A 12021-nucleotide genomic window follows, 5' to 3' on the forward strand; every position below is an offset into this window, starting at 1 on the left:
CACGCCAGCGGTGATGAGCTCCTGTCCGGCGTACTTGGAAGGACCTGGCTACGTCAGAGCTTGTCGAGCCGGAACGGCATCTCGATTACCAACCACTTGTTGATGCGGCATGCGCCGCTTTCGCCGATCGTCTTATCCTTACCGGCCAGCGTTGGCGACCCAAGCTCGAAACCGCCGTTCGAATCCACCGGATAGAACGAGTAAGTCTGCTGCCCCGGGAATGAGGTGCCGTCCGGGCACGTCTCCCAGTTGGGCAGCTCACGTTTGACCCACCACATCTCCCCGTCAAGCATATAAAGTCGTGCGCTCCAGCCCTGGTCGCTCGTCACCTGGCCGGTGCACTCCATAACATCTGTGCACGTCGAGGTGATAGTCCAGGTGGACGTCACTGTCGGCTCGTCGTGAAACGCTTGGTTGGTCTTGGCCCACAGACCGACGGACGTGGCACGGTAGGTCCCATTGATGGCAATTTCCTCGTTGGACGCGCCGGCCGATGGCGCGATTACCGAACCGCCAATCACTAACGCAGTCAAGAGTGTTGCGCTTGTGAGTGTGCCCGTTGAACACATCATGTGCTCCTCGACGCGCTTCAGTTTCCGGTCATCCTACGGTGCGGTCTCCGTCGCGAAATCTCAGGTGAGACACTAGCACCGTCCCGACGGTCGTGCGCAGGTTCGAGGCATTGAGCCGAAGCGGATTTCATAAGCTGTCGAACTTGTCAATGAGCCAGGAACCTTTGATTTTTATCAGCGTTACCCGAACGCTGTTGGTGGTTTTGAGCGGGTCGGGCTTTTCTTTGCTTGACATTTTTTGTTCGATGAACATCAGCACGACGGCTGAATCCGGGTGGAGCTCCGACACAGCGGCCCGAATTACGCGGGCGGTCGTGGTGATCTGCCCCCGCTGGGTCGCCGGCGCCACTATTTTTGTGGTGAATTGATTGTAGTAGGACTGATAATCCTCGGTGAGACGCGGCTTTGCGTTTTCGAAATCGCGGCTCAGGCTGTCGGGCGAATACGACAGGAGCGCGATCGCACCCTCTGAGGCTGCCCTGATCACCTCGCGTGCCGCCGCGTCGGTTTGTTGGTCTGGGCGGTAGTCAAAGAAAAACAAGCCGGCGGCGAACCCTGTTGTCGAGATCAGTACCAGCATCAAGGCAATTGGACGCCACCTGGTGAGGTGGCGACGGATCCACGGTCCTGCTGCGCTGATCCGGCGGCGACGTGCAGTTTCGGAGTCGGACCGCGCCGCCTCGTTTCCGATGTTCGAAACGTCGACTGTCATGGCAAGAGGTCGGCTTTCGACACTTTGAGCTGACCACCTTCGCGCTGGACGGTCATGATCACTCGCCACGACCGTGGTGGCGGTTTGCTATTGTCGGGATCGACGACCTGAGCTTTTGCCGCGATAAGGACCACGGCCGAGTCGGCGGTCATCGACTCGACAGCAACGGCTTTCACATCAACCTTCGTGCTGACCCTCGACTGCTGGACTGTCTTGACGAGCTCTTCTGCACTCATCAGGACCCCGCTCTTGAACGGGCCCGTAGCGTTGTCGATGATGCGCTGCAAATCGTCCCTGGCCCTGTTGGCATCGATCGACATCAGTGCAATGACACCCTGCCGGGCAGCTACGGCAAATTCTTCGGTGCGCTGCCGTTGAGCTGCACCGCTGCGGTGGTACTGCACGACATAGCCGCTGACTACCAGCGAGCTACATATGAGTACGACCGCGGCGCCGACGGCCAGCGTTTTTTGTCCCGGGCGACGCAACCACCGCCGCGACAGTCGGTCCGAGCTTGCCGATGGCGGTTCGGCCGGACTCGAGCTGTCTACGACTGCAGCGCCACCGATATCCTCCGCGGGTGGCTCACCAATCATGTCGCACTGCTTGCTTTGAGTCACCGCCGCCTTCCGGCTCAGCCGGCTAGCACGGGCGCGGGCAGCTGCGGCTCGGGCTTCCGCCCGGACTGCCTCTGCCATCGCTTCGGCGACTGAAGCGTTGTCGTCACCACAGTGGGCGTCGAGCGCCGCAGGTGGACGCTCCGGTGACGCCATGCTCACCTCCTGTCCACATCTGTGGAGAGCCACATTATCATTGCCCAGCCGGTCCTGGGGCGCCCTGGCCAGGCCCCGCTTCCAAACATCTTCTCCAAATGGGAGAAGTATCTTTTCAGCTGTGCCAGAGTAGTTGAATGCGGTTTTTCGCAACGCTGGTTACCGCGTTGCTGGTCGGTGCTGCGTTGATGGCGCCGCCCTCCGCCGCCGGGCCGACGGTGTGCGACTACCCGGGTTGCACACCAGGCATCGCCCCGCACGTCGTCCTCGGAGCGGCCTGTGACAACACTACCTACTACGTGTTCGGGACAGCGGACTACTACGTCTCGTTCGCCACAGAGCCGGGACGGCTGATGTTCTGCGGGTCACCGAGGAGGTTCGAGCCCAGATGGTTCCGGTCGCCACCGATGGCTGGAGTCAAGGATGAGAACTCCGACTGCACGAAGTGGCCGGAATACTACGTCGCACAGGCGCCGGACGGTCTGTTCCTCACCTGTGTGGTGCAAAACGGTCGCAGCCGTTGGGTGCGCGGCGACACTTAAAAAGCCGTTCCTTCCGCGGCGACATCGACGCCTCATTTTGCCCGGCCAGCGGCCCCGAGCCGGTCGCCGAACACCGCGCGCCGGTTTCTCATGCATGCCATCATGGGCGAACCAGCTTCGAGCGGCGGATACGGCGGGAGCGTCTTGATCCTGGATCAGCATGCCACATCTTGCGGGAGCCCAGTTGAAGACTTGCTTATAATGAAAGTAACATTTCCGCAGCTTAAAGGGTATTTTTCGGTGAAAGACAGGATGCCTTTCTGGTGGTATCCAATGCGGAAGGTGATAACGTGATTCTCGGGAAGTTGGCGGACGCTTAAGGAGCATCGCATGCCGACCGTACAACGAAGCTGCCAGCGAGCCCAGCGGCTCGCGAAGCTGAGTGCCGGTGGCTGGCAAGGGCAGGAAACCGTTCGACATCATCGCCTTGGCTATCAGCCGCTTCTAGTATGCTGGCGCCGCCGGACCGGCTGTTACCGAGGCTCGGGGCCATCGACTCGCGTCCGGTCGATGCCGGGGTACAGCACCGCAAGCTGCGGTTGCGGCACGCGGTAGCTGAGTTTCAGGTGGTGAGGTGACCGCGGACATCGAGACCACACGATGCTGCCGACAAGAAAATGGATCCGGTGAACGAGGACACAATGCCGAGCACTGCAGCTGAGTGGCGGGCGATGGCCGATCAGGCCGAAGCAGAGGCCGCAGAGGCTGAAGCTCTTGCAGCCGCAGCGCATGCCCGTGCTCGGGCCATTCAATTGCGCCGCGAGGCCGAACTCATCGAGGCCGCGAAAATCAAGGCCGCGGAAGAGGATGAGCCGCTTGCAGCAGAGCTCGCCGAGTGCGAGGTCGCAGAGGCCCAGCCCGAGAGCGAGTCGGACGATGACACCGCCGTTGCTGTCGCCGAAGCTGCGGCATCCAAGCCGGCATGGTATCGACCTTGGCGTCGCCGTCCCAGACTATCCACTATTGCCGCAAGTGCCGCGATGGTCGTTAGCGTCGGCGCGCTGGCGGCCAGCGTGTATATGGTTCTGGAGCATCGTGATGCCTCTCGGCAGCATCGGCGCGCGGCCGAGTTCGCGGTCGCAGCGCGGCAAGGCGTCGTGACCCTGACCTCGCTGGACTTTAACAACGCCAAGGAGGGTGTGCAGCGGATCGTCGACCATTCCACTGGCGCGTTCAAGGACGATTTCCAGAAGATGGCTGACGATTTCGTCAAGGTGGTGGTGGAATCGAAGGTGGTCGAGCAGGGCACCGTTAAGGCCGCCGCAGTAGACTTGGACTCGATGACAAACGACTCCGCGGTGGTGCTCGTCGCGTCCACTTCGGAAGTTACCAATGCGGCTGGCGCCAAGCAGGATCCGCGCAGCTTCAGGCTGATCGTCACAGTCACCCAGGCCGGTGATCAGATCAAGATGTCGAAAGTCGAGTTTGTGCCGTGACCTCCCCGGAAGGGTTGCTGGTCGAGGAGCGATCAGAAGCCGACCCGTTGGGACATGCTGGCGACGAAGGCGTGAACCCCGGGCGGCTGCAGCGCTTCGCTGGTCATATCAAGCGGCGCTTCTCGGGCAAATTATTCCCTGCACTTTCGGCGTTGTTGGTCGTGGCTTCCGTGGGGTTCGCGGCTGGACTGATCTACTTCCAGTACCTGCCGGACCGTGCCACCGACGCCGCGGCCGCTAAGTCCGCAGTCTCGGCGGCTACTGAGGGAACGGTCGCCATCCTGTCGTATTCTTCAGACACTCTCGACCGCGACTTTTCTTCTGCCAAGTCCCATTTGACCGGCGACTTCTTGTCCTACTACAACCAGTTCAGCCAGCGGATCGTCGCGCCGGCCGCTAAGCAGAAATCCTTGAAGACGACTGCGGTGGTGCTGCGTGCGGCAGTGTCGGAGTTGCATCCGGACTCGGCCGTAGTGCTGGTGTTCGTCAATCAAAGCACGGTGAGCCCGGATCGGCCGCAACCGACATTGACCACGAGCAGTGTTCTGGTTACTTTGACGAAAGCTCATGGCCAGTGGCTCATTTCGTCGTTTGATCCTGTTTAAGACCACGGTGAGGTGGCTGGCTCGCCATGCTCCGGTACCGTCACGGTGTGAGCAGGCTCGCGCCGCGAAGCACCATCGTTAGGTCCTCGATCCGCTATGCAGCCAGCCTAGCGTTTGCGCATCTGCTCAGCGTCGCCGAGGTCTTGGTCATTGTCGTCGCGCTGGCCGGTCACGCCCGTGAACATTTCAGCGGGAAGTACGTCGTCACGGCGGTGGTGGTGGTCGCGGCGGGCACCCTTGGCGTGCTGATCGGCGGTGTTATGGTGATCGCTCCGTCACTGCGCTGGTTTGATTCCGGGCACGAACCGGACCCGAACCAACGTCGCGCGGCGATGAACATCTTCCGTAACCAGTCGATAGTTCTGGCGAGCAGCTGGGTTGTCAGCGGCGCTATCTCTGTCCTGCTCGACTTGGACGGTGGACTCACCGTCGCCGTGTCGACCGGCTTGGCCGTTCTGTTCGGCGGCGCCGCTGCGACCGGTACCGCCGTTCTGCTCAGCCAACGAACGGTTCGTCCGCTCATCGCTGCCGCGACAGGGGGTTTCGAGGGCTTCGTGACCGCGCCGGGTGTGATGGCGCGACTGATCAGCATGTGGCTGCTGGCCAGCGCACTGCCCAGCCTGGCCATTGCTGCTCTGGTTTTCCTTCGGTCGAACGGCTGGATCATCCCCAAGACCGCATCGGTGGCAATCGCTGTGATGGTGCTGGCGCTGGTGGCAGTCATGCTGGGCCTGCGCGGCACGATTCTGGTAGCGCGGTCCATCTCGGATCCGCTGCGCGAGGTCGTCGACGCGATGGCAGAAATCGAGCATGGCCGGATCGGCACATTCGTCGACGTCTACGAACGTTCCGAAATCGGGCGCCTACAAAGCGGATTCAACCGGATGGTCGCCGGACTCAGCGAACGCGACCGGCTGCGTGACCTATTCGGCCGGCACGTCGGCGCCGATGTCGCTCGTCGTGCCCTTCAAGAGGGCGCATCGCTGTCTGGTGACGTAAGGGAGGCGGCAATCTTGTTCGTCGACCTGGTGGGCTCCACCCAGCTGGCGGCCAGTCGGCCGCCGGACGAGGTCGTCCGGGTGCTTAACGACTTTTTTCGCATCGTCGTCGTCGCCGTCGACGAAAACCACGGCCTGATCAACAAGTTCCAGGGCGACGCGGCACTCGCCGTTTTCGGCGTGCCGTTGCCGACCCACGAAGCGGCCTCGGCGGCATTGGCAACCGCGCGTGTGTTGGGCCCCCGGCTGCACCGGCTGCCGGTGATGGACTTTGGTATCGGCGTATCGGCGGGTCCAGTGTTCGCGGGCAATATCGGTGCCGAGAACCGTTATGAATACACGGTGATCGGCGACCCGGTCAACGAAGCCGCACGGTTGGCCGATCTCGCTAAAACCTGCGAACAACGCGTGCTGTGCTCGAATGCGGCCATCGTGCGTGCCGACGAGACCGAGCGCAAGCACTGGATCTCACACGATTCCACCGTGTTGCGCGGCCGCTCCGAACCGACCCAGATCTCGACGCCGATGGATTAGGCGTCGGTCAGGGGATTGTGAATGGCCAGGCTGCGGTCCCACAACTCACGGGCCAGGACGGGGTCGTATGCACGGCGATTCGCTTTCGCAATCTTGTGCCGCGAGTAGTACTCGCCTGATATCCAGTCGGTATCTGGAGTGCCCGAGGTTAGCCATATGAGTTGTTCGGCGGCCTGCTCCGCGCTCGCTGTTGGGTACCGCACTGGTGTACGGCGCATGATAGCAATGAACCGTGAACCCGACGCGGGCTCGAAGTGGTGTCGACATAGCCTGGATCGAATGCGGCAGCCGAAACCCCAGCGGTGTGGTAGCGCCGGTGTAATTCCATGGCGAACAAAACAATTTCGAGGTTGCTGAGAGCGTAAGCTTTGCTAGGAGGCCGCTGAATAATCGGCGTGTCTTCGGTGAGATATGCGTTGAGCTGGGATAATAGGTTGATGCAGGGTGTGGAGCGGCCGGATCGGGAATTGCTGGATGCCCAGGCTCTGGTGGGTCATCTGGTCGCTGAGGGCAGCATGTTCGCGTTCCTGGCTGATCATCGCCTGGATCTGTTCAGCGACGATGACTTCGAGGACTTGTTCCCGTCGGGGAAGGGGCGGCCGTCGATCCCGGCGTCGGTGATGGCCTCGATTCTGGTGCTGCAGACTTTGCATGATCTCTCGGATCGGGAGACCGCTGAAGCGGCCCGCTGCGACCTGCGGTGGAAAGTCGCGACGGGGATGGCGTTGGACGACAAGGGTTTCGATCCGTCCACGCTGGTGTATTGGCGTAAGCGGTTGGCGAAATCGGACCGGCCACATCGGATCAACGAGGCGGTGCGCCGGGTGGTTGCCGAGACCGGGGTGGTGCGTGGCCGCGGTAAGCGGGCGGTGGATTCCACGATTTTGGCTGATGCGGTCGCTACCCAGGACACCATCACCCAGTTAATTTCGGCGATCCGCCGCGTCGGGCGGGTGGTGCCCGGTGCCGCTGAGGCGACCACGGCGGTGTGCACCGGGCATGACTACAGCCGCCCCGGTAAGCCGGTGATCGACTGGGACGAGCCCGGCGCCAAGGATGCGTTGGTGTCGGCGCTGGTCAACGATGCGAACGCGCTGTTGGAGGCTCTCGCAGGCCTTGATGAGGACGTGGCGACCGACGAGGGGGTGGCTGCGGCGTTGGCGATGTTGGCGTTGGTCGCCGGCCAAGATGTCGAACCGGCACCCGGTTCTGATGGCACCGACGGGCGGTGGCGCATCGCCCGTAAGGTGGCCCCCGACCGGGTGATCTCGCAAGTCGACACCGAAGCCCGCCACACCCGCAAGTCACCCGAAGCCCGCCGCGACGGGTACCGGGCGCACGTGGTGGCCGAACCCGAGACCGGGATCATCACCGACGAGGCACTGACCAAGGCTGCCGGGACCGAGAACTCCGATGCCGCGGTGGCCGAGCAGTTCCTCGCCGCTGACACCACTACCAGTGGTGGTGGGCGGGAGTGGTATGGCGATTCTGCTTACGGCACAGGCAATTTGCGTGGCGCTATCGACGCTGCCGGCCACGCCGCAGTGATCAAACCCAAACCTCTGCAGGCGCCTGTGGAGGGCGGGTTCACCGTCGACGACTTTGCCGTCGATGAGCAGGCCGCCACAGTGAGTTGCCCGGCCGGGCACACCCGCCCGATCAGCGCGGGCCGGCGAGTGAGCTTCGGTGCGCTATGCCGCACCTGCCCTCTGCTTGCGCAGTGCACTACTTCCAAGACGGGTCGCAAAATCGTTCTGCACCAACGAGATGACATGCTGCGCACCGCCCGCCGGGACTGGGCCACCGACCCGCAATTGCGGGAGGACTACCGCAAGAACCGGCCCAACGTGGAACGCGTCGTCTCTCAGATCGCCAGCCGTGGCGGGCGCCGCCTCAAACTGCGTTACCGCGGCACCGCCAAGAACCACGCCTGGCTGACCCGCCGCACCGCGGGGCTCAACCTACGTAACCTGCTCGGGCGCGGCCTCACCCGCACCGCGGGACTCTGGGCGCTAGCACCCCAGACTGCTTGAAAACACACCCCACCGGGCCCCCACCGGCACCCGCACGGGCCACCCAAAGCCCCTGTCACGGGTCCGGACAGGCCCGCACCGCTGCGATCAGCCCTCACAGGCCGACCGCACGCCACTTCCCGCGCCCGACCCTGCCAGGGGCCAGTCCCAGAAATTGCCTTGTTCAGCGGCCCCCTAGTCCGGAAGCGCTGCGTGTTTTCGAGTCGATCACGTTGACCCTGCGCAGCAGCTTGTGCGACGCGCTGGACGTATTGACAACAGCGGCATGGGAATCGAGCAGTTGAATCGCCCTGGGAATCCCGGAGACTCCTGACCTTGGAAACGAGGATGCAGGGATGCCGAAGGAACAGTTGCCGGGGAAGCCCACGGCGCGTCGATACAGCCCGGAGGAGAAGGCCGCAGCAGCGCGGATGGTCCGTGCCCTGCGGGCCGAGCTGGGCACCGAGCAGGGAACGGTGTCACGGGTGGCGCGCCAGCTCGGCTACGGCGTGGAGTCGGTGCGCTCCTGGGTGCGCCAGGCCGATATCGACGACGGGTACGCCCCTGGGGTTTCCACCGCGGAGTCGGCCCGGATCAAAGAGCTTGAGCAGGAAAACCGAGAACTCAAGCGCGCCAACGAGATTCTGAAGCGAGCGGCGAGTTTCTTCGGGGCGGAGCTCGACCGCCAACACAAGAAATAGTCGACTTTATCGACACCCACCGCGAGGAGTTCGGGGTCGAGCCCATCTGCACCGTCCTGCACACCGCAGGGGTGTCGGTGGCCCCGAGCACCTACTACGACACCAAGACCCGGGCTCCGTCGGCACGAGCCCAGCGTGACGCCGAGCTTGGGCCGGCGCTGCGCCAGCTCTGTGTCGGCTGCCAGGTGAATGGGACCACTTCAGAGCTGGTTTTGCCATGAGCATGGGACCACCTGTTTGCCATTGATGGGACCACCTGGCTGGCGGGTTTGCCAGTTATGGGACCACCCTGGCGTGGCGTGGGTTCTTCCGGTTGTTGGGCCGCTGTATTGGCCCAATGAGCTACCGGGAGGTATCTGTGATCGAGATCGTGGAAATGCTGCGGCTATGGCTGCAGGGGTTGGGGTTGCGGGAGGTGGCCCGGCTATCGGGCAGCGACCGTAAAACGGTGCGGCGGTATGTCGACCGTGCGCGGGTGTGTGGGCTGGACCGTGACGGTGGAGACGGCCAGCTCACCGATGATCTGCTCGCGGCGGTGATCGCCGAGGTCCGCCCGAGCCGGCCTGCCGGCAAGAGCCTGGCGTGGGAGACGATCGCCGCTGAGCATGACCAGATTCGTCAGTGGCTCAAGGGCGGGTTGACGCTGACCAAGGTCCACACGTTGTTGGGGCGTCGGGGTGTGGTGGTGTCGTATCGAACGCTGAACCGTTACGCCACAGCCGAATTGGACTTCGGGCGCCGTCAAGCCACGGTGCCGGTGGCTGACTGCGAACCCGGCGCGGAGGTGCAGGTCGACTTCGGACGTCTCGGCTTGCTCACCGATGCCGCCAATGGCCGGCGCCGGGTGGTGCACGGGTTGATCTTCACCGCGGTGTACTCGCGGCACATGTTCGTCTGGCCCACCTACCGCCAGACACTGCAGGATGTGATCGCCGGGTTCGAGGCCGCGTGGGTGTTCTTCGGTGGGGTGTTTGCGGTGGTGATCCCCGACAATATGAAAGCCATCGTCACCACCGCGCACGCGACCGAATCCCGCCTCAACGATGCGTTCCGCGAGTACGCCCAGGCTCGGGGGTTCGCCGTGGACCCCACGCGGGTGCGCAGCGCCCTCTTAACCGGCTAATAGCGATATCGGATCGGCTGCGACACGCCGTTTTCATGCGGTTCTTGACCGTAGTGGATTGAGATGAGATATCTACATCTCATGGCGAGGGAGCTGTCGGTGGCTGTCGATGACGGCGTCTGGCAGTTGTGCGGCACCGCTGCTGAAGGGTTCGGATTGGTGAACGAGTTCCTCGGATATCTGGCCGACCGGAACTTCTCGCCGCGGACCTGCCGGGCCTACGCCTATGACCTGCTGGCGTTCGCACGATGGCTTGGTGACGAGGATTTGGCACTGGTGGACGTGAATGTCGATGTGCTGCTGCGGTTTTTGACCGCGTGTCGGGAGGCGACGTTGCCGGGTCGGCCGGGTGGCAACGTGTATGCGACTCCTCACGTTCTCGTGGGAAGTTTGGGCTGTAGTCCGCCCAGGCAGAGGTAGATCATTGAGCTCAGTGTTTGCGCGGAGTGGTGGCCGTAGCCGCGGGCGTTGATGAGCCGGATCTTGGCGTTGATGCCTTCGAGAAGACCGTTGGACAGCCCGAGTTCGACGGCGGCGATGATGGCGGTGAAGTAGACCTCGAAGCGTTTGGCTAAGGCGACGAACGCCGGGATCCGACTGCGTTTGGCGGCGGTGATCCATCGGCGTAGGTGCGTGGCGGCGCCGCCGGGTGGGTGGGTGGTCCTGTAGAGATCACGCAGCTGTTCTTTGAGTGTCCAGGCGCGTCCGATGTGGCGTTCGGTGCGGGCGATCTGGTTAACCAGTGCGCGTTTGTCGTCGGTGAGGTTGTTTTCTGCGGTGCGCAGTGCCCAGCGGGTGGTGCGCCATTGTGCAGATGTCATGGCGCGGCGCCCGGGTCCGGTGGCGGCTTGGGCATACACCGCATCGAGTGCTCGGTTAACCCATCGGGTGATGTGGAACGGGTCAAAGCAGATCGTGGCGTGTGGGAGGTGGGTTCGGGTAGCTCGGGTGAAGGCAGCCGAGACGTCCATGCTGACTGCCTCGATGTGGGTGAGCTGCGACTGCGGTTGGGATTGATAGAAATTGGCCAACGACTGTTCGCTTCGGCCGGGTTGGATATCGACCACGGTGCCGGTGTCATGATCGCCGATGATGGTCAGGTATCGGTGTGGGTGTCGGTAGCAGACCTCGTCGACGCCAATGCGATACAGGGTCTGCAGGCGGCGGGCATCGAGCAGTTCGGTGACCCCGCGGGTGATGATCGCTGTGACAGTTTCCCAGGAGCAGCGCATCAGGGTGGCCACTGAGGTGCGATCGGTGCGCTGGGCCAGCCACAGCACCATGTCTTCGAAGTCGCGGGTGTGACGCGCACCCGGACGAGCCCAGGGCAGTTCTTCGGTGCGGATCCCGCAGTGCGGGCAGTCCAGTCGGCGGATCTCATAGACCAGCCATAGCCGGCATCGGCCCAGGTCCAAGTGGCGCCAGCGGCGCCGCCGCCGGTCATAGACCGCGTTTACTCGCGTCCCGCATGGGCAGCGCAACAATCGGGCACGAGGCCGCATCGTCACTTCGACGTCGTGATCACCGATCGACACGTCAGTGACCGATGCACCGGCAATCTGCAGCAGGCGGTTAAATGCAGTAGAGACGCGCACGCGGTCGTCCTCCGGGTTGAGGTTGGTGTGGTAACCCCGAAACCTAGAGCCACGCCACGTGCGCGTCGCTCATTTCACCCGCGACACGCCAAGCATGGTCTACCGCAACAAAATCCACCGCTGAACAGCAGAAAGGCGCCCACGAAAACACGTGGAGCGCCACGTGTATTCGATCCGCGACGGCCGCAATCTGGGGTATGCGCCGGCGACGATCAATCGGCGGTTGGCGGCAATCTCGAGCTTGTACGCGTTCCGGGAGATGCGTGACCCGCACGCGCCTAATCCTGTTCGCGGAGGGCGCGCGGCCCGAATGCGTTCGCGTGGTGAGCGTTCCGGGATACTGGCGCATGTGGCCAAGCCGAAGTCGCGGTCAACGTTGCGGGTCCGCGGGCCGCGTCGATTGCCGCGGGGGTTGACG

Annotated in this window: 11 protein-coding genes, 2 pseudogenes and 1 other annotated feature; of the genes and pseudogenes, 9 read left to right on the forward strand and 4 right to left on the reverse strand. The window is 63.2% G+C overall.

Annotated elements, in window-relative coordinates; all coding sequences use genetic code 11:
• Positions 1 to 53: 53 nt before the first annotated feature.
• The 3 genes from AC5Y49_RS23290 to AC5Y49_RS23300 all read right to left on the reverse strand — a co-directional run bounded on the left by AC5Y49_RS23290 (position 54) and on the right by AC5Y49_RS23300 (position 1904).
• Complete coding sequence (locus tag AC5Y49_RS23290) at positions 54 to 569, reverse strand: Rv2253/PknI dimerization domain-containing protein (protein ID WP_499891755.1); 516 nt, start codon at positions 567 to 569, stop codon at positions 54 to 56.
• A gap of 130 nt (positions 570 to 699) precedes the next feature.
• Positions 700 to 1152, reverse strand: coding sequence for a twin-arginine translocation pathway signal (locus AC5Y49_RS23295; protein WP_499891756.1), 453 nt, complete (start codon positions 1150 to 1152; stop codon positions 700 to 702).
• A gap of 128 nt (positions 1153 to 1280) precedes the next feature.
• A complete protein-coding gene (locus AC5Y49_RS23300) occupies positions 1281 to 1904 on the reverse strand; it encodes an Rv1363c family protein (protein WP_499891757.1) in 624 nt (207 codons plus the stop codon).
• Between the two features lie 290 nt (positions 1905 to 2194).
• On the opposite strand from AC5Y49_RS23300, the gene AC5Y49_RS23305 reads away from it, so the two are divergent.
• The 8 genes and pseudogenes from AC5Y49_RS23305 to AC5Y49_RS23340 all read left to right on the forward strand — a co-directional run bounded on the left by AC5Y49_RS23305 (position 2195) and on the right by AC5Y49_RS23340 (position 10428).
• Positions 2195 to 2599, forward strand: a complete 405-nt coding sequence (locus AC5Y49_RS23305; RefSeq protein WP_499891758.1) for a hypothetical protein — start codon at positions 2195 to 2197, stop codon at positions 2597 to 2599.
• Between the two features lie 617 nt (positions 2600 to 3216).
• Positions 3217 to 4035, forward strand: coding sequence for an Rv1363c family protein (locus tag AC5Y49_RS23310; protein ID WP_499891759.1), 819 nt, complete (start codon positions 3217 to 3219; stop codon positions 4033 to 4035).
• Between the two features lie 71 nt (positions 4036 to 4106).
• Positions 4107 to 4640, forward strand: coding sequence for a twin-arginine translocation pathway signal (locus AC5Y49_RS23315; RefSeq protein WP_499891765.1), 534 nt, complete (start codon positions 4107 to 4109; stop codon positions 4638 to 4640).
• 47 nt (positions 4641 to 4687) lie between these two features.
• Positions 4688 to 6172: an adenylate/guanylate cyclase domain-containing protein gene (locus tag AC5Y49_RS23320; RefSeq protein ID WP_499891760.1), complete on the forward strand. Its 1485-nt coding sequence runs from the start codon at positions 4688 to 4690 to the stop codon at positions 6170 to 6172.
• 437 nt (positions 6173 to 6609) lie between these two features.
• Positions 6610 to 8205 (forward strand): IS1182 family transposase, encoded by a 1596-nt coding sequence (locus AC5Y49_RS23325; RefSeq protein ID WP_499891761.1) that lies wholly within the window; start codon positions 6610 to 6612, stop codon positions 8203 to 8205.
• Between the two features lie 335 nt (positions 8206 to 8540).
• Positions 8541 to 9055 (forward strand): annotated as a pseudogene (locus AC5Y49_RS23330) (transposase); the annotation flags it as partial.
• Positions 8840 to 8971, forward strand: a sequence feature (AL1L pseudoknot). It overlaps the preceding pseudogene by 132 nt.
• 167 nt (positions 9056 to 9222) lie before the next feature.
• Entirely contained in the window at positions 9223 to 10008 is a 786-nt protein-coding gene (locus AC5Y49_RS23335) for a transposase (protein WP_499891762.1), read from the forward strand.
• Positions 10009 to 10107: 99 nt separating this feature from the next.
• Positions 10108 to 10428 (forward strand): site-specific integrase, encoded by a 321-nt coding sequence (locus AC5Y49_RS23340; protein WP_499891763.1) that lies wholly within the window; start codon positions 10108 to 10110, stop codon positions 10426 to 10428.
• Here AC5Y49_RS23340 and AC5Y49_RS23345 read toward each other — a convergent pair.
• Entirely contained in the window at positions 10380 to 11603 is a 1224-nt protein-coding gene (locus AC5Y49_RS23345; protein ID WP_499891764.1) for an ISL3 family transposase, read from the reverse strand. The genes AC5Y49_RS23340 and AC5Y49_RS23345 overlap by 49 nt on opposite strands.
• 163 nt (positions 11604 to 11766) lie before the next feature.
• Here AC5Y49_RS23345 and AC5Y49_RS23350 point away from each other — a divergent pair.
• Positions 11767 to 12021, forward strand: a pseudogene (locus AC5Y49_RS23350) (tyrosine-type recombinase/integrase); the annotation flags it as partial.

Source organism: Mycobacterium sp. NGS62, assembly GCF_059812285.1.